Origin of the sequence: Paenibacillus agricola (genome assembly GCF_011440305.1) — a bacterium.
GTDB classification, from domain to species: Bacteria; Bacillota; Bacilli; order Paenibacillales; family NBRC-103111; genus Paenibacillus_S; species Paenibacillus_S agricola.
Map to the genome: position 1 here is coordinate 135,268 of NZ_JAAOIW010000005.1, position 20,235 is coordinate 155,502.

The 20,235-nt window shown below is 45.3% G+C and carries 22 protein-coding genes; 13 read left to right on the forward strand and 9 right to left on the reverse strand.

What is annotated here, in order from left to right; translation table 11 throughout:
• The first annotated feature begins 338 nt into the window (after nucleotides 1-338).
• From G9U52_RS15570 to tatA, 4 genes are all read left to right on the forward strand, one after another.
• Entirely contained in the window at nucleotides 339-875 is a 537-nt protein-coding gene (locus tag G9U52_RS15570; protein ID WP_166151108.1) for a DUF4178 domain-containing protein, read from the forward strand.
• A gap of 42 nt (nucleotides 876-917) precedes the next feature.
• Nucleotides 918-1,748, forward strand: a complete 831-nt coding sequence (locus tag G9U52_RS15575) for a DUF4247 domain-containing protein (RefSeq protein WP_166151110.1) — start codon at nucleotides 918-920, stop codon at nucleotides 1,746-1,748.
• A 130-nt stretch (nucleotides 1,749-1,878) separates the two neighbouring features.
• The gene (locus tag G9U52_RS15580) at nucleotides 1,879-2,073 is read left to right on the forward strand and encodes a hypothetical protein (protein ID WP_166151112.1); all 195 of its coding nucleotides are present in this window, start codon (nucleotides 1,879-1,881) and stop codon (nucleotides 2,071-2,073) included.
• A gap of 116 nt (nucleotides 2,074-2,189) precedes the next feature.
• Nucleotides 2,190-2,420 (forward strand): twin-arginine translocase TatA/TatE family subunit, encoded by a 231-nt coding sequence (gene tatA, locus G9U52_RS15585; protein WP_166151114.1) that lies wholly within the window; start codon nucleotides 2,190-2,192, stop codon nucleotides 2,418-2,420.
• Nucleotides 2,421-2,454: 34 nt separating this feature from the next.
• Here the strand turns inward: tatA and G9U52_RS15590 are convergent, their stop codons facing one another.
• Nucleotides 2,455-3,615, reverse strand: coding sequence for an MFS transporter (locus tag G9U52_RS15590; RefSeq protein ID WP_166151116.1), 1,161 nt, complete (start codon nucleotides 3,613-3,615; stop codon nucleotides 2,455-2,457).
• A gap of 131 nt (nucleotides 3,616-3,746) precedes the next feature.
• Here G9U52_RS15590 and G9U52_RS15595 point away from each other — a divergent pair, with 131 nt between their 5' ends.
• The gene (locus G9U52_RS15595; protein ID WP_166151118.1) at nucleotides 3,747-4,931 is read left to right on the forward strand and encodes a putative glycoside hydrolase; all 1,185 of its coding nucleotides are present in this window, start codon (nucleotides 3,747-3,749) and stop codon (nucleotides 4,929-4,931) included.
• Entirely contained in the window at nucleotides 4,894-5,262 is a 369-nt protein-coding gene (locus tag G9U52_RS15600; RefSeq protein WP_166151120.1) for a hypothetical protein, read from the forward strand. The genes G9U52_RS15595 and G9U52_RS15600 overlap by 38 nt, the downstream gene beginning before the upstream one ends.
• Before the next feature lie 195 nt (nucleotides 5,263-5,457).
• Here the strand turns inward: G9U52_RS15600 and G9U52_RS15605 are convergent, their stop codons facing one another.
• The 3 genes from G9U52_RS15605 to G9U52_RS15615 form a co-directional block, all read right to left on the reverse strand.
• Complete coding sequence (locus G9U52_RS15605; RefSeq protein ID WP_243767363.1) at nucleotides 5,458-7,314, reverse strand: LTA synthase family protein; 1,857 nt, start codon at nucleotides 7,312-7,314, stop codon at nucleotides 5,458-5,460.
• Between the two features lie 416 nt (nucleotides 7,315-7,730).
• Entirely contained in the window at nucleotides 7,731-8,408 is a 678-nt protein-coding gene (locus G9U52_RS15610) for a uracil-DNA glycosylase (RefSeq protein ID WP_166151124.1), read from the reverse strand.
• A 23-nt stretch (nucleotides 8,409-8,431) separates the two neighbouring features.
• Nucleotides 8,432-8,974: an NADPH-dependent FMN reductase gene (locus tag G9U52_RS15615; RefSeq protein ID WP_166151127.1), complete on the reverse strand. Its 543-nt coding sequence runs from the start codon at nucleotides 8,972-8,974 to the stop codon at nucleotides 8,432-8,434.
• Nucleotides 8,975-9,145: 171 nt separating this feature from the next.
• On the opposite strand from G9U52_RS15615, the gene G9U52_RS15620 reads away from it, so the two are divergent.
• A complete protein-coding gene (locus G9U52_RS15620) occupies nucleotides 9,146-9,574 on the forward strand; it encodes a peroxiredoxin (RefSeq protein WP_166151128.1) in 429 nt (142 codons plus the stop codon).
• Between the two features lie 57 nt (nucleotides 9,575-9,631).
• Here G9U52_RS15620 and pfkA read toward each other — a convergent pair whose 3' ends face one another.
• The 4 genes from pfkA to G9U52_RS15640 all read right to left on the reverse strand — a co-directional run bounded on the left by pfkA (nucleotide 9,632) and on the right by G9U52_RS15640 (nucleotide 12,753).
• The gene (gene pfkA, locus G9U52_RS15625; protein ID WP_166151130.1) at nucleotides 9,632-10,600 is read right to left on the reverse strand and encodes a 6-phosphofructokinase; all 969 of its coding nucleotides are present in this window, start codon (nucleotides 10,598-10,600) and stop codon (nucleotides 9,632-9,634) included.
• A 26-nt stretch (nucleotides 10,601-10,626) separates the two neighbouring features.
• Complete coding sequence (locus G9U52_RS15630; RefSeq protein WP_166151818.1) at nucleotides 10,627-11,652, reverse strand: tetraprenyl-beta-curcumene synthase family protein; 1,026 nt, start codon at nucleotides 11,650-11,652, stop codon at nucleotides 10,627-10,629.
• A gap of 43 nt (nucleotides 11,653-11,695) precedes the next feature.
• Nucleotides 11,696-12,289 (reverse strand): hypothetical protein, encoded by a 594-nt coding sequence (locus G9U52_RS15635; protein WP_311764885.1) that lies wholly within the window; start codon nucleotides 12,287-12,289, stop codon nucleotides 11,696-11,698.
• A gap of 146 nt (nucleotides 12,290-12,435) precedes the next feature.
• Nucleotides 12,436-12,753 (reverse strand): hypothetical protein, encoded by a 318-nt coding sequence (locus tag G9U52_RS15640; protein ID WP_166151134.1) that lies wholly within the window; start codon nucleotides 12,751-12,753, stop codon nucleotides 12,436-12,438.
• A 170-nt stretch (nucleotides 12,754-12,923) separates the two neighbouring features.
• On the opposite strand from G9U52_RS15640, the gene G9U52_RS15645 reads away from it, so the two are divergent.
• The 6 genes from G9U52_RS15645 (at nucleotide 12,924) to G9U52_RS15670 (ending at nucleotide 19,583) form a co-directional block, all read left to right on the forward strand.
• Entirely contained in the window at nucleotides 12,924-14,264 is a 1,341-nt protein-coding gene (locus G9U52_RS15645; RefSeq protein ID WP_166151136.1) for a multi antimicrobial extrusion protein MatE, read from the forward strand.
• Nucleotides 14,265-14,324: 60 nt separating this feature from the next.
• Nucleotides 14,325-15,455 carry an MFS transporter gene (locus G9U52_RS15650; protein ID WP_166151820.1) on the forward strand — a complete coding sequence of 377 codons (1,131 nt, stop codon included), beginning with the start codon at nucleotides 14,325-14,327 and terminating at the stop codon, nucleotides 15,453-15,455.
• A 157-nt stretch (nucleotides 15,456-15,612) separates the two neighbouring features.
• Entirely contained in the window at nucleotides 15,613-16,305 is a 693-nt protein-coding gene (locus G9U52_RS15655) for an ABC transporter ATP-binding protein (protein ID WP_166151138.1), read from the forward strand.
• Nucleotides 16,302-17,705, forward strand: coding sequence for an ABC transporter permease (locus G9U52_RS15660; protein ID WP_166151140.1), 1,404 nt, complete (start codon nucleotides 16,302-16,304; stop codon nucleotides 17,703-17,705). The genes G9U52_RS15655 and G9U52_RS15660 overlap by 4 nt, the downstream gene beginning before the upstream one ends.
• A gap of 12 nt (nucleotides 17,706-17,717) precedes the next feature.
• Nucleotides 17,718-18,815 carry an efflux RND transporter periplasmic adaptor subunit gene (locus G9U52_RS15665; RefSeq protein ID WP_166151142.1) on the forward strand — a complete coding sequence of 366 codons (1,098 nt, stop codon included), beginning with the start codon at nucleotides 17,718-17,720 and terminating at the stop codon, nucleotides 18,813-18,815.
• A gap of 120 nt (nucleotides 18,816-18,935) precedes the next feature.
• Entirely contained in the window at nucleotides 18,936-19,583 is a 648-nt protein-coding gene (locus G9U52_RS15670; RefSeq protein WP_166151144.1) for a nitroreductase family protein, read from the forward strand.
• Nucleotides 19,584-19,642: 59 nt separating this feature from the next.
• Here G9U52_RS15670 and G9U52_RS15675 read toward each other — a convergent pair whose 3' ends face one another.
• Nucleotides 19,643-20,179, reverse strand: a complete 537-nt coding sequence (locus G9U52_RS15675) for an MgtC/SapB family protein (RefSeq protein ID WP_207953006.1) — start codon at nucleotides 20,177-20,179, stop codon at nucleotides 19,643-19,645.
• Between the last annotated feature and the right edge of the window lie 56 nt (nucleotides 20,180-20,235).

Genomic DNA, 20,235 nt, shown 5'->3' on the forward strand with positions numbered 1-20,235 from the left:
TCATTCTCCTTTTAGGGTTTTGTATTTGTATATACCCTTAAGTCCAGCTCCATTATCCTTTTTTGTATCTGCAAAATGCGTCCGAAGCATTCGAAATTACATACGCAAGGCCGTACTTAAGAATATCTTTAGTATTGTACCATAAAACCAAAAAATATTCCAGAAATTTCAGAACCTTATTAAATAACTGTCGATTGAAACCTATACTTCCGCTTTTTCGTATAAATTAGGTATAATGTTTGTTAAAGAAACCATTAAGGGGCAAGCGAATAAGCTTTTATTCAGTTATTATTAGATTGTTTCCTAATTTTAAGGTGAGATTAAAGGAGAGTTTGCCCATGTCCATTTGGAAAAGAATTAGCTCAATATTCAGAAGCGAGCAAGAGCAGCCTGTTGTCAAGGAATCCAATCCTCTTGAAGATACGCAGGTTGGCGATATTATTAATGTTGACCTTGAGGAGTATATCGTTTCTGGCAAAATTACTTATTTTGACCGCGGGTTCCCACCGCACCGGATTGCTTATTATTTACAAAATGGCACTGCCATTTCTTGCTTGCTCGTTGAAAAGGGGCGCACCTACGAGTGCTTTAATTGCCAGTTCGTGGAAGGCTCCTTGGATAGTCCCCATGATGTACCTACCACACTGGACGTCAATGGCGATGTTACCTACAAATTGGATAACCAGCGCAGCGACCTTATTCGTGTAGAGGGAAATACCGATTTCCGTGCCAATGAAGAGGTCATGATTTGGCGTTATTTTGGACCTGAGGGACAATACTTCTTCCTGCAATGGCAGGATGGCAAGTTTGTAGCTACAGAAGGCAATAAAACACCCGCAAGCCAAATTACATTTATGAAAGGCAGCCGTCAATAAGCGGCAGCATACAGCCGCGAGCCGTATGGAGGTGATCACACAATGAATAAACGCCATATTACATGGATTGCTGTTGTTCTCATTTTTGTTGTCATTTTCGCCATGTTATCTGGTTTTGGTGATGCTGGAAACTATGTCAAGGATAACTATTCACTTGTCGATGTACAGGGCAACGGAAAAAACACTGCCAAGGTTTACTCAGTTGAAGGCAAGGATGTACCTACGGTTGCTAACGAGCTTGCCGACCAGGAAGAGCCGACGGAAAAAAGCAAGGAATCCACAGAGCAAATGTTCCTCTTCTATTCAAATAAAATTATCAATATTCAAAAGGATCCTGCCAATGCCAGCAATTCCTTGGTCGAAGTGGATTCCATTGAGTATGCCAAAAAGAATTATGATTCTTCCTTCCTCGAAGGATATATAGCAGCCTCTGTCCTGCAGCAATTACTCGGAAACAGTTGGTCGAGCAGCAGTAAAAGTGGTTCTGACTACAAAGGGTACACGACTACCAAGCGTTATGATGATTATGGCAAATACCAGAAGCCTGAGCCGAAAAAAGAGCCTGTGAATTCAACACCGGCACCTACTACAACAAATCGCCAAGGAAGCTTTGGTACGACACCATCAACAACGGCTCCTTCAACAAAAGCACCAACAACTGGCAGCAGCACAGCACCCAAATCAACTGCACCCACTACCAGCGATACAAAAGGGAGCTTTGGTACAACACCATCAACATCTACCAAACCGTCTTCATCTTCATCCAGCAGTTCAAGCAGCAGCAACGTTCGTAAAAATGATGGATCCAAAGCTAATACTAAAACTACTAAGCCTAGCACCAGTAATCGGTCAGGTTCATTCAAAAAGAAGTAAGTAAGTGACCATTCCTATTTTAATTCAATATGTTATAATAAGTATTGTAATCTCATTACTATTGCAGCTTTGCCTTTGTTCATCGTAAGTCAAGCCTGATCTTCTCTAACCTAGTTGACGAGGAAGGGTGTTGCTTGTGGAAACAGTAAAGTTATCAACGATCGTGATGAGATTGACTCCCGAGTTATTTCCTTTTTTGAGGCGGTCCGAGCTCGAATTTGAGATTGTGCTGCGCAACGGTCTTGAGGCATTGGAAGCGGGAGATGCTATGGAAATTATCCAACACAGTATTTCGGAACAACAAAGGGACGCCTTTCTCCATTAGGAGGCGTTTTTTTTTCGAATAATTGCGAAATTGTTACGGTTTCGTAATAATTAACCGTTATGCTATAATTAAAATAGTGTATGATAGAATGGAAAACCAAATCGGAGGTGTATTACATGGGAGCATTATCTCCATGGCATATCATATTAATCGCTCTTGTTGCCCTGCTATTGTTTGGACCTAATAAATTGCCTGAGCTAGGCCGCGGATTCGGTAAAATGTTTCGTGAGTTTAAGGAAGCAACTTCCGGCAACGGATCTTCGTCTGATGATACAACAACAGCAACAAAAAAAGAATTACATGAGGTCGCCCAAGAATCCAATAATCAACAGCTGCCTAAGCTATAGGCTACGCTTGCATACCGCCATCTGATGAACTCCATCAGATGGTTTTTTTTGCTTTTTGCTGCTCATATATATGAGTCCCAAGGAACAACACCGCTGCCAAAGCTGTCATTCCTGCACCAAGCAGGTACATCCATTGCCCGCCCCAAATGTCTTTGATCAAGCCGCCTACAAATCCTCCCGTAATGCCAGCTAACCCCAGAAATACAGCAGAAAATAACGCAAGCCCTGTAGATCTCATTTCTTCCGGCACCAAACGTACAGCGTATTGCAAAGCTACAATCCAAAATACCGCAAAAGTAACGGAATGTGACAATTGCATAAACATAAGCGCAGTCGGATCTGTAATCAAGCCATACAGCAGCCACCGTATTGTATACATAATGGCGACAATTCCAAGCAATGCCATCTCATGAAAGCGATGCATATATCGACCTAACAGCGCAAATGCAGGGATCTCCCCAAAGGCTGCCAATGCCCAGCCCCAGCCTGCCATGGAGTCACTGCCTCCAAGATCCTTTAAATACAGCACAAACAATCCATCATTCATCCGATGAGGAACCATAAGCAGAAATACAAGCAGTAAAAACCAAAGAAAAGGGCGGTTTTTCACAATGCTACCTACCGCTTTTAAAGATATTTTTTTTCCGCTGCCTTTCTCATCCTTTAAAAATAAGAGCAGAATTAAGGGCAATATCCACGCACACCAATAAACCCAAGCGATATGCTGCACACCACCAAGCGCTTCCAGGATAAAACCTGCCAGTATGGCTACTGCCGTAAAACCAATGGAGCCCCAAAGCCTTATTGAACCGTAGGACCGACCATTCTGCTCGGCTCCTTTAATCGTGAGGCTATCGAGCAGCGGTACCGCAGACAGCATAAAAAAGTATAGCAACAACATAAATACAAACGCCCATAGAAAGGCATCCGTTTGAAATATACCTATACTCGAAGCGACGGTCATGATCCATAAGCCAAAAATGATAAATTTCAACGTATTGTAACGGTCACACAAATAACCCCATAAGGGCTGCGCGAATATAGCTATAAATGGGCCTACCATCATAAGCAAACCGATTTGTGAGGACGAGTAGCCTTTTAAGCCAAAATAAAGCGGAAGAAAAGGCATAAGGACAGCTGATGTTGCATAATAAGTAAGGTTTAACCCGCTTAACGTCCAAATTTGTTTATTCATAACACCTATCCTTTGGGTAATATGTCACAATATCCGAAATTCTAGCAAAATGAAACAAAGTTTTCTACCAAGCCACCAACTTCTCTATTATAATGTAAGATATCATTCTGGCAAGGAGAGATTAGTTAAACATGGAATTATTACTCGCTTCCTTATTAATCGTGATGGGCCAAACGGGTGCAGACCACCCCGATGTTAGCTTTGACCAGCTCGTACAAGCTTCACTCGACTCTAAAAATGCGATTGTTCAGCAGGCACCACCCGTTTTGGCAGCGACTACAAGTACGGATGACCACTTGCGCCCCATAAACAAAAAAGATCCCCAACAGGACGCTCCTAAAGTAAAAGGGGTATATGTTACAGCCCACAGCGCCGCCGGGGCAAGAATGAGCACATTGTTGAAGCTGTTAGACGAGACCGACCTCAATTCGATGGTTATCGATATTAAAGATGACTGGGGTTATATTACTTACCGGACAGGTAACGCCGAGCTGGAAGCATTGGAGACCACGCAAAAAATTATTTCGGATATGCCAAAGCTGATGAGCACCTTGCAGGAGCACCAGGTTTATCCCATCGCAAGAATTGTCGTATTTAAGGACACAGTGCTTGCTAATAAGCGTCCTGAGCTTTCTTTTGTCAATGGTGATGGCACGATATGGAGCAATGGTAAAGAAAGCTTTGTAAACCCTTATAAAAAAGAAGTATGGGATTACAATATAAATATTGCCAAGGAAGCCGCTAAAGCCGGCTTTAAAGAGATCCAGTTTGACTATGTGCGGTTTCCAGAAGGGTTTGAGAAGCGAGCCGATATTTTAAAGTATGATAAGGATGACCGGTCACGAATTGATGCTATAGCGGAATTCGTCAAGTATGCCAGAGAACAGCTCTCCCCTCTAGGCGTAAGGGTTTCCGTTGATATATTCGGTTATGCGGCAGCGGTTCCTGCGGCAGAAGGCATTGGGCAGGATTTCGAGAAAATCTCGCAAAATGTCGATGTGATCTCCCCTATGATTTATCCAAGCCATTATAGCACCGGTTGGTATGGTTCTAAAGTGCCTGATGCGGCACCTTATGTAACGATTAGTGGAGCCATCAAGGACACCACCAAGAAGTTAGAGCCGATTAATGCGCTCAATCTGAAACCGATTGTTCGCCCGTGGATTCAGGATTTTACAGCCTCTTGGATTAAGGGGTACGTTAAATACGGCAAGCATGAGCTGGATGAGCAAATTCGTGCTTTAAGGGATCATGGTGTTGAGGAGTATTTGCTTTGGAATGCGGTTAATACGTATACGGGTGGAGTGGACTATTAAGGAGGAATCTACCCACCCTCCCTATAGGGAGGGTCCCAAAGGGCGTTGCCCTCTGGACTCCCATTTCGGGCGCGAGACTGTGGTGTGCTCGGGGCGCTTTCGTCCCTACGGGACACGCTTGACTTGGGTGCCGTGGATGGGGCGCGGGACTGTGTGTGCTCGGGGCGCTTTCGTCCCTGCGGGACATTGCTTGGGTTGGGCGATCTGCGAGATACGTCGGGGTCAGGACCCTGAGCGAGACCTCGTGCGGCTTGCAACGCTCGTCCCTGCGGGACATTGCTTAGCTGTAGAGCTGGGCGGGGGCGCGTGGAAAAACAATTACTTTGAATAAAATGATTAAGACCCAGCTTTGATGAAGAATTATCTTCATCGAAGCTGGGTCTTTTGGGTTTAAATAGTATCCATCCATTTATTGAATGTGCTTTTTACCTGACAGATACACTCCGTTACCGGGCAAATCTCAATTTGCTCCTCGGAATTAGTTCAAGAACATCCATTATCTTTCCTATCACGATTTTCTTATGGACTATTGGCTTATTTCTTTCCCAGCTTTTACACTTTCAGCCAAGTCTTCCTCAACATTATCCGCACTGGAGCCGAACTCAGTAAATTCCTGGTTGTAGTTTGCCGCTACGGTTGGCTGTAAATATTTTGAATCCATATATTTAGCCAAGTATTGTTTGCCGAACAATGAATCATATTGCAGTTGCCGGTATTGTTCTACATCCGCTGCTAAAGCATCAGGTACGGCGGTAGTTAAATTGAGGTCTGCATCTACTACCAAATTTCGCAGCATGGCGGGCATTTTACGGGATAGCTCCTCATTGTAAGCAAGTGTTTCAGGAAGCTCCATGCCCATCTGCTTCAGCATATACGCACCAAGGAAGGAGTTGCTGAGAACTGGCAATTGTTCTTGTGGCAAATCTACATTGGACCAGGTTACGAATGGTACGCTATGCATTTGTTTCAATTCGTCAAGCGACCATTGTCCCGACTTCGCAGTTTGAATAAAACCCGTCTGCGTATACACATCATAGTCATAACCCAGCATCGGCAGATGGTCACCATAAAACACGATAACGGTAGGCTCCTCCGTTTCGGCAAAGTGGTCCATTAGCTTTTGCAGGCTTGCATCGGCATCTTGGATACCCTGTGTGTAGGTTTCGAGGGTATTTCGAGCCTCCACGGTTAAATCGCCTTCGATTTGTATCGGATTACTTTCATATCGATTATCGTCATAGGGACCGTGATTTTGCATGGTTACGCCATAAATAAACATCGGTATATCCGTATTGTCGACCTGTTCAATAATGCTGTTGGCCACCTCGTCATCGGAGATAAAAGCACCTTTATATTGAGGGTTACTAAATTGCTCTTTACTTTTAAAGCTTTCAAAGCCCATTTCTTTATACACGTTTTCGCGATTCCAAAACCAGCCCTCATAGGAGTGGATGGCCATGCTTTTATAGCCCTTTTCCTGAAAATATCCGGCTAGGCTTGGTGTTACTTTTGAAAGGTATTGTTGGTAGGGAACCGAGCCTGCTGGCAAAAAGCTCATCGAATGCCCCGTTAGTACTTCGTACTCTACGTTGCTGGTGCCGCCCCCAAACTGGGGAGAAAGCAAATACCCTGAGGTCGATTCCTGTTGCAGCCTGTGTACAGTAGGTAACGGATCCTCGCTAAATGTGACATTGGGTAGCAACGTCGGATCCCAAAAAGCCTCGCTCATTATGAAGATAACGTTGGGCTGCACCCCATTAAAAGGATCGAGGTTTGCCGAGGCTGTCTGTATATTAGCCTGCCCCTTCAGTTTACCCGCTATTCCCTCCATCATCGATTCATCATAGCCCGCTGGCTTCTGGACAATCGCATTTTTTACATTCATCATAAAAGCTAATGAAATCCCATTATTTCCGTAGTTTTCCGACTGGTTCCACACGATCTCGTTCGCACCCATGCGGTCCATCACCCGGCTGGCCCAAGGTGCGTTAACACCAAATGCATACACAGCATAAATGGCTAGAAGTCCAACGATAGCACGGGTTTTAAGCCGCAAACCAAGCCGCGGCAGCCGAAACGATAAAACGACCAGCACTACAAACATGCCGAATATAACACCAATAGGCAGCAAATTCGATCTATTTGCTACGAGCGGTACAATATCTATGCTTTCTTTATTCAGGAAAATATCCCATGGAAAAAAAGGCTCGCCAATTAATTTCAGCTTAAAATAGCTGATTAGCGACATCGTACAAAGCAAAAGCATGGTCAAAGCAACCGCGGGCAATAACGCACCCGCTAAAGCGTATATCAGCAAAAAGATCAATAAATCCAAAATCGCATTCATCGCAAACAGCATAGGATTTTGCAGTAGCCATGCCATTGCTTCTTGTAAATTTCCCCGTTGTATAAATTCCGCTCCAAAAACTAAACATACAGGTACCACCAAACAAGCGAATATGATAAAAAAGGTACTCCTCAGTTGATTTAGCTTTGACCCTGTCCGTTTCCTTTTTTTCAAGGAACGCATAGGCCTCTCACTCCCCTATCCCGCTTATCTCTAGAGCTTAATGCGGGTTTAATTTATCAGATAATTTCTTATCCCACTCCATTGATCTGTCTTTACATTCTAAAGCCCTAATATTAATATAACCTTAACATATCCATTTTATGGTAAAAAAACCAATATTAAAATGGATATAAAAAAGCCAACAGTAAGCCTGACGCCTACTGTTGGCTATCTTTCAACTCCAATAAAGCAAAGCCCGCTTCATTCGGAGGAATCCTTAACTCTATATCTTATATATTGGGCAGCTGCCAATCTATTTCCGTAGAACCTATGCTATGTAGAAAAGCGTTGGCTTCCGAATAAGGCTTACTGCCATAAAAGCCACGGTGGACCGATAAAGGACTTGGATGAACCGATTTGAGAATATGATGGCGTGAGTTCGTAATCAGCTGCATTTTTTGATGCGCTTGGCTGCCCCATAGAATGAAAACCACGGGCTGCTCCCGCTCATTAAGCTTGCAGATGATTTCATCCGTGAAGCGTTCCCAGCCTTTGCCTTTGTGTGAAGCGGCTTCGCCTTCGCGAACGGTAAGCACCGTGTTAAGCAGCAGCACTCCCCGCTCTGCCCATGGCACCAGATATCCGTTGTTAGGTATCGTACAGCCTAGGTCCGAGCGAAGCTCCTTTAGCATGTTCTGCAAGGACGGGGGCGCCTTCACACCCGGCTTAACGGAAAAGCTTAACCCATGGGCCTGACCGATGCCATGGTAAGGATCCTGGCCGAGAATGACAACCTTCGTTTCGACATAAGACGTATAATGCAAGGCATTGAAAATATCATCCATCTCGGGAAATATCGTGCGGTTGCTATATTCCTGGTTTAAAAATTGAAATAGCTCCAAATAATACGGCTTTTCGAATTCGGCAGCTAATTGCTCGGTCCAATCATTATTTAATATGGACATCATGTACCACTCCCAGCTTGTTGCAGTTACAGTTCTGGACTGAAAGCTTCTACCATTTTCACAAAATATTGCAGGGTATGTAGGGCACGCTCACGTAATTTTTCGTTAACCGGCTCTCCTTCCGGTGTAAAGGTACGATTCTCTCCGCCGATCGAAATCCATTCGGGGCAATTAATACCATGCACGCTGCGGACGATCGTCTGTAATTGCTGCAAGGAGCTTACACCAACCGGGCCTCCAGTCGAGCTCACCGACAGAACTACTTTCCCACTAAATTGGGCTGAGCCTACAAAATCCAATGCGTTTTTCAATACACCGCTGGGAGCACCGTGATATTCAGGTGTCGCTAATATAATACCATCTGCCTCATTCAAGCTATTCCTCAATATCGCTAGGTTCGCATCCTCACAAACTACGTCTGGGGAGTATAAGGGTAGGGGCATTACATAAAGATCTAGCAACGTAACTAAACAACCTTTGCTTTCCAAAACCTGTTGTAAATAGCTGCACAATTGGGTTGTTGTAGCTTGTGCGCGATTGCTACCGGAAATAATTGTAATTTTAGTCATTGTATATTAGCTCCCTTATCGTGCATTTTACATTCATCGTAGTATATAACATTCACTTGAGTCAACACTGGAAATTTCCTTCCAGCTACTGCAGAATCGTTCAAAGCTTGCATGTCTTTTCCGATGTTAGGTACAATATAGGGGCACCATACAAAAGGAGATGTTAAGAACATGCTAGCAATTGGACAAAATGCCCCGTCCTTCAACGCTGAGAGCACACAAGGTGCTATACAGCTTAGCGATCATCTGGGCAAACAGCCAATCGTGCTTATTTTTTACCCGAAGAACGAAACCCCGATCTGCACCAAGCAATTATGCGCCGTTCGTGATTCCAAAACCCTATATGCCAAATTTAACGCGCTGGTATTGGGAGTGAATCCCGGTTCGCTTGCCGACCATAAGCAATTTTCGCAAAAATTCCAATACGATTTTCCGTTAATTAGCGACCAAGGCGACCTGATTCGCCATTTATATGATGTTGGCAAAATATTTTTACTGGGCCAGCAGCGCTGTGTCATCGTGATCAGCAAGGACGGAACGATTGTTTACGCCAGAAAGGGCAATCGTCCCACTGATGAAATCTTAAGTGCCTTAAAATAAAAATAAACAAACAAAAACATGCAGTCCGCTTCGATCTGGAAGGGAACTGCATGTTTGTTATTGGGACAACCGTTTGGCCAATTCATAAAGCTCCATATTAAATTTTTTCTTAGTACTACATACTTTCTCGATATCGGTTATCGTCAGCTCGCCTTTAATGATTCCACAGCCTTTGCCGGATTCACCTTCAATTAACATGCGCACTGCAAAGTCACCTAAGCTACTAGCCAATATGCGATCGTTATGCGTCGGAGCGCCGCCACGTTGAATATGTCCCAGCACGGTTACTCGCGGTTCAATGCTATCCTTGCGCTCGGAGATGGCATTGGCAATATCCTCTCCTTTACAAACGCCTTCGGCAACAATAATAATACTATGGCGCTTGCCCAGCTTGAAATTGGCTTCCATCCTGTCGGAAATTTCATCCATATCAAACGGTACTTCCGGCACCAATATCGTTTCGGCACCACTGGCTAAGCCCGAATATAAGGCAATGTCACCGCAATAACGCCCCATTACCTCAACAACGGATGACCGTTCGTGGGAGCTCATTGTGTCGCGCAGCTTGTTGATCGCGTCTACGACGATGCTTACGGCTGTGTCAAACCCGATGGTGAAATCCGTAAAAGGAATATCATTATCAATGGTACCTGGCAAGCCCATCGTTTTAATTCCCAGCTTAGACAACTTATTAGCACCTTGATACGAACCGTCGCCTCCAATGACCACCAAGCCATCAATGCCTCTTCTTTTTAAATTATCGGCACCGATTTGCTGACCTTCGGGAGTCATAAACTCCTTACATCGAGCGGTTTGCAAGATCGTCCCTCCACGCTGGATAATATCGCCAACGCTCCGCAGGTCCATCTGGCGAATATCATCATTGATTAGCCCGGCATAACCACGTTGGACGGCGTATACCTCCAAACCATGAAAAAGTCCGCTGCGCACAACTGCACGAACAGCTGCATTCATACCTTGTGAATCTCCACCGCTAGTTAGCACTGCTATTTTTTTTACTGACATGTATGGTTTCCTCCCAGAAATAACAATTAAAATGATTTACGAACCAGTATGCTGTTTGCAAAGAAAAAAAGTCGGGTTAAAGGACTTCCCTTCATCAATTTTCGCGAAATTTGCTTCACCTGTATCTGTTTATTGACCTTCGGATCCGACAAATAAAGCGCAAGTAAACCTTCAATAATCATGCTGTGAAAAGCCGGATGCTCCAGGAGCTTCGTCTTGGCTCTAGCCTCTAGAACGATGGCAGCGATACGGTTAACGGTTTGTTCCATACTTTCGTAGTAGCTGCAAAAATTAAGGTCACCACCAAGCGTATCCTCCCCTTGGTCGATCAAATAATCCAATAAAATATGCAAGGCGCAAATATATGGAAAATAGGCATCTCGGATGGCATCCACGGAGCGAGTCTCTAAACCGGATCCAGCAGCTGCCAAAAACATCATAAAAACGCCCAAGGTAGAGCCAGTAGCTGCCGCAAACTCATTCCAGCTAAGCTCTGGATATTTGGCCTCATAAGGCTTTCTCCAAGACAAAAGAGCCTCTTCCCTTAATTCATGTCGAATATGCTTATACACTTGTAAATCACAATATAAGCCTACCCATTCTCCCACATCCTTCGCTACCATTGCATAGGAAGGCAGCATTCGCAGGCTTGCCTGGCAGGTTTTAACCAACTCATTTAAGTAGCCGCCATCCTCCTGCTCTGCCCGGAATGCGTAATATTCATGAAGCGGCTCAGCCGGGTTAACGGCATCCAGCATGGACTGGTGCAGCCTACGGAAATCCTGCGGATCCATCGAGGTGCTCCGATCGCACAGGTTATCGAGATAGTCACTAATCGTCTGAAAGGCAACGATCAGCGGAATCAACACATGCCGCATCGGCAAATTGGCCGTGGCATACACGGCTCCTCCCTGGCAATGGAACAGCTTGCTGGTCATGCTGGCAATTGCCTGTTGTTTCAGCTCAGGGTCGGGCATAGCCTCCGCCTTTTCTTTCCAATACCGCAGCTGTTCCCCAACCTCCGGCAGCACATAGCGATACACGCGCAGCATGAGCTGCACAGGAGTTCTCGGGACCTGTGCAGCATGTCCAGCTTTAAAGCTCAACAGCTTTCCCTCCGCTCTGCTCAAAGGAATATTGCAGCAGTAACTTCATTTCAACCCTTTGTATAGCCATTAACAATGATTCCGCATGTTGGTCCTGGACCATCGTCACTTGTTGCTGAACGAGGTCAACGAAGCCATAGGGATCCCATGCCGAGCTGCTGGCTATTTGGTGCAATTGGCTCTGAAGAGCGCTGTTACTAATTAGCTTCAGATCAAATGATGTGTATAAGGCTTTGGCTTCTTGCAGCAGCGTATCGAATATAGGATGGCCACCGACCTGGCGGAACCAATATTTGGCGTTACTGTAGTCCCCCTCCATACGGTGCATAATCCCATGCCAATAGCTTCCCGTTGAATTGTGGATATCTTGCGAAAGGGTATGCGATTTGTCCAAGCTCTCATTGAATAGATGCAAGCCTGATTGAACAGCCTGCACATAAGGCATTTGGTTCGCAGCTATACCTTCCTTAGACAGCTTTGCTATTCGGATATCAATCAAATCATCCCATTCCTCCGCAGGATACAGCGAAGGCTGATGATCCTTCAATAACAACCATAATCTGGCTACTCCTTCTGTCCACACCAAAGCTTTTCCACCTCTCCCAACTTAGGAGCAACCTAATCCTGGCTCTAATCGGATCCGGTTGTTGCTAAGTACCTGTTGAAACACATACCCTACATTATAATATAAAGAATCGGCAATGCCCACCATTATTAAACAAGTTTGCCCTAATGATGTGCAACTGAAGCCGTAATATCCTGATTGACTCTAAACCATAGGTTCAGCTCATTGATCGTTCCTGCCAATTCCGCGATTTCCGAATTAAGCTCGCAGGAAAGTTTGAAATTATCCTCTACATTCAGCTGGTTCTGCTTCTTGATAATGATGCTTTCCAGCCTTTTAATATGATCAGGTATAGTGCCGCGAATTTCTTCCCAGCGCAGCAAAATTTCAGAGCGTTCCTCTTCTGTAAAGTCTTCCCATTCCTTATTCCAATAGGGAAGCGGAATTCCTAGGCGCTGATCGGGTACAAAACTCCAAGCCATGGAAAACTCCACCTTTCCTTGAAAGCATAGCTGCTTGTATTTACATTAATGTACCACGAACCCCCCTCCACTTCCAGAGGTTGCAGGTAAAATTTCAAGCTGAAGTTATGGTAAAGTATGCTATACTGGGAGGAATGATTTTTAGAATGTATATTATAGGAGTCCTTTCAATGAGTAAAGCTTCAGAAAAAGTTTTGGAAAACCGTGTGACCTTTCGACAGCTGCTTGCGTTCTTCTTGCCCTTGGGCCTTTCTGCCAGCCTAGTCACGATCTCCCACGTCATTATCAATAGTACGCTTGCCCGGTCCGCCTCTCCCGAAATTATTATTGCCAGCTATGCCCTGCCATTCAGCATTTTAGGTATTACAGAACGTCCAGCCCTGCTCTTAAGACAAACCTGCTCCGCTCTAGTAAGAGACCGAATCTCGTTTCGAGCGATGACAGTTGTCAGCATTTATATATTTTCGAGTATTTTGCTCCTCGGTGGTTTGCTATCCTACACGCCTATCGGCAAGTGGGTTTTTTTCTATTTATTTGGCGTAAATGACGAGTTGGTGGGACCGATGATTGATGTATATCGCGTTTTGATGTTTGTCAGCATTTTTTCGGGAGTGCGCTGCTTATTTCAAGGCGTGATCATTTTTAATATGCGTACGAAATGGCTGACGATCGGGATGGCTGTACGGCTGCTTGTGATGTACCTGGTTTCGCTCTATTTCATCAAAACCAATGGCGTGACCAGCGGGCAGGTAGGAGCGATCATCTTTCTTTCCGGGATGATTATTGAGGCGGGAGTAAGCTTCTGGGAGGGCAGGCTGCTGCTGAAAAAAATTCCCGAGAAGCTTGCAGATCATCCGATAGAACGCCCGCGGCAAATCTTCGGATTTTATAAACCGCTGCTCTATTCTTCGTTTATTGCTGTCATTATCGGCCCTGCGATCAATTCCTTTATGGGCAAAACATCGGATTTCCAGCTATCTGTTGCTTCCTTAACGATCGCTTTTAGCTTGACTCAGCTCGTACAAAGCTTCTTCTCTTATATCCATCAAATTGTATTGAACTTTTACAATAAGGACGCTCCTGCTGTGATTCGGTTTACTTTGATATTGTCGTTCATACCCGGTTTATTGCTCGCGGTGCTGAGCTTTACACCGCTGGGTATGTGGTTTATGCAGCATGTGATGGGTGTAAATGAACGTTTGATGCATGCCAGCCTGGAAGCATTGCGGGTTTTCATGATCATGGCGTTTACCTTTCCGTGGCTGGATTTTGGCAATGGCCTGATTATGCTGCGAGGTGAAACCAAAGCGATGATTTGGTCGCAATCCGCCAATGTCGCGGTCACACTGGTTACATTGGTCGTGTGTGTGGCATTAAGTCCGGGCTGGAACGGCGCGATTGGTGCATTTGCCCAATCCTTAGGGATGGTTGCCGAAGCTTCGGTAGTCTGGATTGTTCTGAGGGCCATCAAGAAATCTGGGGACCGTTCTCCTTTTGCTATGAAATTTTAAATTTAGAAACGAGTGATTGTTCTGGATAGCGCACTTCCCCAACAACAACCCAAATTCGGCATGCTCCGTGGCTACAGCTTCGCGTCTTATATGACCATGGCTGTAATCGTGTCTTATTTCCCTTTATACTTCAAATCACTGGGCTACTCCACGATCCAAATTGGGCTGCTTTATTCTGTCGGACCTATGATCGGGATTATCTCTAATATATTTTGGGGCCTGATGAGCGATAAATATCGGACGGTCAAAAACATATTGATTGTTGTGCTGCTGGGACAATGGATATTCGCTTTTTTCGTTTTCCAGAGTACCAGCTTTGTCCTATTGCTGCTGTTGATGGCTGCTTTTTTCTTTTTTCAATCGCCCAATAATTCTTTGACGGATAGCCTCACTTTACTGAGCATCCAAGGAACCAATAAAAGCTACGCCTCCTTTCGCGTCTGGGGCTCTATCGGCTTTGCTATCGCCTCCCTAAGCTTCGGAATGATCTTGAAGCAATACGGTGCTGGCCTCACTGTCTATTTGTGCCTGGGAACCATTGCGTTTTCTTTTATTGTATCCACGCAATTAACGGATGGACGCCGGTCCTCCACAAAAAAGCTCGAATTCAGCGGGTTGGTACAGGTGGTTCGCTCCAAGCGCTTTCTGGCATTTATGTTCATTGTGTTAGTCTCTTCCGTTTCCCATCGGTTTAACGATGGATTTCTTGCGTTATTCCTCAACCAGCTAGGTGCTGACCAATCGATTGTGGGCTTGTCCTGGTTGGTTTCGGCGTTAAGCGAGGTCCCTATATTTTTCCTGCTCAGTAAATACGGACACCGCTACAAGGAGCTCCCCCTGCTCATGATTAGCTGCTTCGTCTATGTCATCCGTTTTACCTTGATGAGCCAAGTAGAGAACCCGCTGTGGGTTATTGCTATCCAAGCGATGCATAGTATCTCCTTTGGGATCTTTCTCTTTACCGTTATACGCTATATTGCGCGGATTATCCCCGATCAATATAGGGCAACCGGGCAAGCCATTCTTGCCGTAACCTGGTCGGGAATAGCCGGTCTGCTTAGCGGTACACTTGGCGGCTGGTTATTCCGCGACTTCGGTCCCCATACGATGTATGGAGTTGGTGCTTTATTATCCGCTTCCGCATTGCTCGGCTTCCTGCTCCTTCATCTATTCGCGAAAGAATCCGAATAGCCGAGGAACTCCTGTTCCGGCATATCCTCCTCATTTCTTAATAAACTACAACGATTGCAACACAATTGCCCTGAGTAACGTCTTATATAGGTGATGGAGCAACCAGCATAGCTCTAGCGATGCTGGTTTTGCTACGCAAACTCAAAGGAGGGCTAACGTGCTTGCCGTACAACAATTGTCCCATCGGTTCAAGAATGGTGCTGAAGAGACACCGGTCCTTCATGATATTCAATTCCGTATTGCCAAAGGCGAAATGGTTGCCCTGCTAGGCAGCTCCGGCTCGGGCAAATCGACCTTATTAAACCTGATGGCTGGCTTAATGAAGCCGACCCACGGCAGCATTCTTATTAATGGCCATGCCATTGAGAAAATGTCGGAAAACCAGCTCGCGGAATTCCGACGGACGCAAATCGGTTTTATTTTCCAATCCTACGAGCTTATTCCCCACTTAACTGTACGCGAGAATGTAGAGCTGCCTTTAATTTTTCAAGGGATTAAAGCCAAAAGCCGTAAAGAAAAAGCATTCGCCTTATTAGCCAAGGTCGGCCTAGGGGATAAGGGCGAGATGTTCCCTTCGCAGTTATCGGGAGGACAGCAGCAGCGTGTCAGTATTGCCCGTTCGCTTGTCACCTCGCCCGCGATTGTCTTTGCCGATGAGCCGACAGGCAATCTGGATACCAAAACTGAGGCAGAGATCATTGACCTGTTGATCGAGCTTAATGTTACGTTATCGATCACCTTTGTTATTGTGACGCACGAACTTGAGGTCGCCAAGCGAACACAAAGAGTGATCCAGCTGCGCGATGGCTTCCTCGTGGAGAATGAGCCTTGGGCTGGTGAAAACGAATGAATATCGTTGATTATTTGCGGCTTGCGTGGGAGCAGCTAAAACGGCGGATGGTCGTTACAGCGCTATGTACCATGGGGATCGCCATCGGCTCTGCCTCGATTGTTGTAGCCCTTTCCTTTGGTGAGTCCATTAACCATTATAGCCGCGTGCAAATGACCCAATTTATGAATACCGATGAAATTACCATACATAATGGAACGCCTCCGCAAGGTACAAGCACAAGTGCGGGAAACCCTAATGAAAATAAAACCTATGAGCTTACCAAATCGAAAATAGACATCATGCGCAATCTCCCACATGTCCAAGCCATTGCTACTTACCAAACGATGAATGCCCAGCTGTTTGTGCTTGACCATAAGCTAGGCCGGATTAACAATTTGATCGCTACGGAATTGGATACGTTGGTTGATTTTGGTTTTGAATTTCAACAGGGCGGACCGTCCGAGCAGGAAAACACGATTATTTTAAGCTACGGGGCGACGATGGGGCTATTTGATGAGCAGCTTTCGGGCTCCGGCATGCCCGGAATGAACAGCGGTAACGGGCAAGCCGCCCCCGAGCGCGATAACGAGCAACGATATATAGCGTACCCGCTTTACCAAAAGCAGATAATTTTGAAGCCGCAAATTTTCCAAGCTAATGGTGTAGAGATTACGGGTATTCAATTTCCACTCCGTGTTGTAGGCATATTAAAGAAGCCGGAAGGCTCGTCCGACCAGGCTGCCAGCAATATGAAGACGGCTTTTATTTCTCCGGCACTTGGAAAAAAGCTTCAAGATGCCATAGCAGCAAGCACAAGCACTTCAGCTTCCAGCACAAGCAATGGCAGCCAGCAGCAGCCAATCCCGGCATATAATGAGGTCAAAATTAAGGCAGATGACAGCACACATGTAGAGCAAATCGAGAACATGATCAAAAAGCTGAAGCTGTCCACGCAAACCAACCTCCATTATGAAGAACAGATGCAAGGGCAACTGGTAATCCTGCGGTTTATTTTTGGCGGCGTCGGTTTATTTATTCTGTTCGTGGCCTCCATCTCAATTATCGTGGCAATGACCATGTCCACCCACCAGCGCCGAAGGCAGATTGGGATCATGAAGGTGCTTGGGGCTAATCTAAGCCAAATTCGCAATATGTTTATTGCCGAATCCGCGTTACTGGGGCTGTTTGGTGGCGCTTGTGGCATTTTATTATCGTATTGGGTCATCTGGGGCATCAATCTCGCTGTTATTCATTTCTCCCCTCCACAGCCTGGTAGCGATCTGGAAATATTATTTATTAGCGCTTGGATCTTGCCTGTTGGTTTATTTTTTGCTGTGATGACCGGCGTTTTATCAGGCCTCTATCCTGCTGTCAAAGCATCCCGTACCGATGCCCTAACCGCAATTAAACGAGATTAGGAGAGCTATATAATGAAGAAAAATACATGGCTTATCGCCATCACCTTATTGTTAGTAATCGGCATTACAGGTACACTTTATCTATTAAGCCATCCTCCCAAGCAGGATCAGCAGAACGGCGCACGGGGCTTATCAGCGATCACATTTAAAGTCACCCGTGAGGACTTGGTCAACACTGTAGAAGTAAAAGGTAAATCCTCCTATCAAAAGGAAACCTATATCAACGCCCCTTTCTCTGCGGATGTGCAATCATGGGGAGTTAGTGAAGGCATGCAAATTGCCAAAGGCGACAATCTATTTCAGTTAGATGATACCGCTCTGCGTGATGAAATTGCCCAAATCCAGTCCAATCAAAAGAAAACCGAAATCGACATCCGCATCAGCCAATTCCAGCAGGAAGCAACGAATGGAGCCGATCCCCAGACGGCCGGGATTTCGGAAACAGAAGCCAAACAAAGGTACGCCCAATCGCAGAGCAAAAAGATGCAAGAGGAAATCAACCAGTTAAATATAGAGCATATGCAGACACAGCTAGCACAAAAGCAGGAGAAACGGAAAGCCGCCCAGTTTAATGCTCCAGAAAACGGGATCTTTTTGTTTGAGGGTACCAAAGAGCCCCAATCGGTGAAAGAAAATGAACGTATTGGCAAAATCGTCGATTTGACGAAGCTGCAGCTAATCTGCCTGGTGGGAGAATACGATCTATTCCGTATCAAGCCGGATATGCCTGCCGAGATCAAGGTAGATGCGCTAAGAAATACGGTACTGCAAGGCAAGGTTGAAAAGCTGTCCAAATTTGCCAAAAACGGAAACAGCGGTGATTCGAATAGTACAACAGCTGCCCAGTTTGAGGTTATCATTTCTTTGGAGCCCAATGACCAGCTCATCGCTGACCTTAGCCTCACAGCTACGATTCATGCAGACAAAAAACCAGATGCGTTAGTCGTCCATACCCTCGCCATCCAACGTGATAAAGAGCAATATTATGTGATGAAGGACGCGGGGCAAGGTGTTGCTGTCCGCCAGGATATTACGATAGGTATGGAAACCCCGGAGAAAACGGAAATTCTAAGTGGCTTGGTAGAAGGAGATACGGTTATCTTGGAGTAATTCTCTGTCTCCATCTAAGCTTGGATGTTGTCTTTGCTTAGCGAAACCGTTATAATCATTGCTAGATCATAGTACCAAGTCATGAACGAATTCATGCTGGCTTAAAGGGGATAATAACCAATGCATTACGACGATTTCAAAACCATATTGCTGGAACGAAGAAGTATCCGCAAATTCACAGAGCAGGATGTAGCTGTGGACGATATCAAAGAGCTGGTGGACTGTGCACGTTATGCACCAAGCGACACCAATTCCCAAACGTGGGAGTTTATCGCAATTGTCAACCGCACCAAAATCAAAGAGATCGAGCAAATCACATGGGACCAATTACATAAAAAAGCAGCCGAGGCCGAAGGACGCGGCTTGAACCGCGAGGCTCGTATGCTGGTCAAATCCTTTGGTCCTTACGCTACCGCTTTTGCCGATGCACCTGTGTTAATCATTTGCTTGGCAACGCCGTATACGTCCAAATTCCGCGACAAAATATTTGATCCGATCCAGCTTGTGGACGATTCGGTATGGGAAGAGGAAGGCATCAAGAGCAGTTGCCTTGCCGCACAGAATTTCATGCTGGCCGCCCACGCGCGCGGCCTTGCTACTTGCCCCATGACAGGGCCGGTCCTGCTGGCTGCTGAGCAATTGCGCACGTATCTCGACATACCGCCACAAAGCCAGATTAATATGGTCATCTCCTTAGGCTATCCTGTGGAACGTCCGGGTAAGATGCCCCGCAAAGAAGTAGACGCTATTTTAAGGATTGTAGATTAAGCAGGATTAGATAAAAAACCGTTAGGGCAGATACTCATCCTGACGGTTCTTTTATAGTCCTATTCAGTCAATTCTTGCACATCCGAATTTCTATCGTTACTTATTGGTTGTAATTTTTTATATTTTTGCTTTTCAATTAGATTGGCAATTCTAGCCATGGTCATGCAGAGCGCTACAGCGAATATAACAAAGCTATAGAAACCCGCACCAATACCTATACCCATTCCACCTACGAAAAGGATCATGGCCGCTGATGTGAGGCCTTTAACCTTCAAACCGTCTTTAAGAATAACACCTGCACCTAAAAATCCAAGTCCTGTCACGATTTGAGCAGCTAGACGCATCGGGTCCATCATGGTATTCTGATTCACTGTACTAAATTTCCCAACACTATAAATCGAAATTAAAGTAATTAATGCGCTTGCAACGCAAACATACATATAGGTTTTCAACCCAGCAGGTTTATTTTTGGACTCCCGATCCCAGCCGATAATAAATCCGAGAAGAGCACTAAGAGTTAGACGAATGTATATTTCATAATACTGGATAAAGTGATTAATTATTTGTTGTTCAAACCAAGTATAAACAATATCCAACCCTATCTTCTCCTTAAATGAATCTATAACAAAGAATTCATATGGGTTCCCTCATA

What these genes read in the sequence shown, in the direction of transcription:
- G9U52_RS15595 (WP_166151118.1), top strand. Translation starts at nt 3,747, where the DNA reads ATGGAATTATTACTCGCTTCCTTATTAATCGTGATGGGCCAAACGGGT.
- G9U52_RS15590 (WP_166151116.1), bottom strand. Translation starts at nt 3,615, where the DNA reads ATGAATAAACAAATTTGGACGTTAAGCGGGTTAAACCTTACTTATTAT.
- G9U52_RS15670 (WP_166151144.1), top strand. Translation starts at nt 18,936, where the DNA reads ATGCATTACGACGATTTCAAAACCATATTGCTGGAACGAAGAAGTATC.
- G9U52_RS15645 (WP_166151136.1), top strand. Translation starts at nt 12,924, where the DNA reads ATGAGTAAAGCTTCAGAAAAAGTTTTGGAAAACCGTGTGACCTTTCGA.
- G9U52_RS15660 (WP_166151140.1), top strand. Translation starts at nt 16,302, where the DNA reads ATGAATATCGTTGATTATTTGCGGCTTGCGTGGGAGCAGCTAAAACGG.
- G9U52_RS15650 (WP_166151820.1), top strand. Translation starts at nt 14,325, where the DNA reads ATGCTCCGTGGCTACAGCTTCGCGTCTTATATGACCATGGCTGTAATC.
- G9U52_RS15570 (WP_166151108.1), top strand. Translation starts at nt 339, where the DNA reads ATGTCCATTTGGAAAAGAATTAGCTCAATATTCAGAAGCGAGCAAGAG.
- G9U52_RS15605 (WP_243767363.1), bottom strand. Translation starts at nt 7,314, where the DNA reads ATGGCATGGCTACTGCAAAATCCTATGCTGTTTGCGATGAATGCGATT.
- G9U52_RS15665 (WP_166151142.1), top strand. Translation starts at nt 17,718, where the DNA reads ATGAAGAAAAATACATGGCTTATCGCCATCACCTTATTGTTAGTAATC.
- G9U52_RS15620 (WP_166151128.1), top strand. Translation starts at nt 9,146, where the DNA reads ATGCTAGCAATTGGACAAAATGCCCCGTCCTTCAACGCTGAGAGCACA.
- G9U52_RS15610 (WP_166151124.1), bottom strand. Translation starts at nt 8,408, where the DNA reads ATGATGTCCATATTAAATAATGATTGGACCGAGCAATTAGCTGCCGAA.
- G9U52_RS15630 (WP_166151818.1), bottom strand. Translation starts at nt 11,652, where the DNA reads ATGCTGCGCGTGTATCGCTATGTGCTGCCGGAGGTTGGGGAACAGCTG.
- pfkA (WP_166151130.1), bottom strand. Translation starts at nt 10,600, where the DNA reads ATGTCAGTAAAAAAAATAGCAGTGCTAACTAGCGGTGGAGATTCACAA.
- G9U52_RS15600 (WP_166151120.1), top strand. Translation starts at nt 4,894, where the DNA reads ATGCGGTTAATACGTATACGGGTGGAGTGGACTATTAAGGAGGAATCT.
- G9U52_RS15640 (WP_166151134.1), bottom strand. Translation starts at nt 12,753, where the DNA reads ATGGCTTGGAGTTTTGTACCCGATCAGCGCCTAGGAATTCCGCTTCCC.
- tatA (WP_166151114.1), top strand. Translation starts at nt 2,190, where the DNA reads ATGGGAGCATTATCTCCATGGCATATCATATTAATCGCTCTTGTTGCC.
- G9U52_RS15615 (WP_166151127.1), bottom strand. Translation starts at nt 8,974, where the DNA reads ATGACTAAAATTACAATTATTTCCGGTAGCAATCGCGCACAAGCTACA.
- G9U52_RS15575 (WP_166151110.1), top strand. Translation starts at nt 918, where the DNA reads ATGAATAAACGCCATATTACATGGATTGCTGTTGTTCTCATTTTTGTT.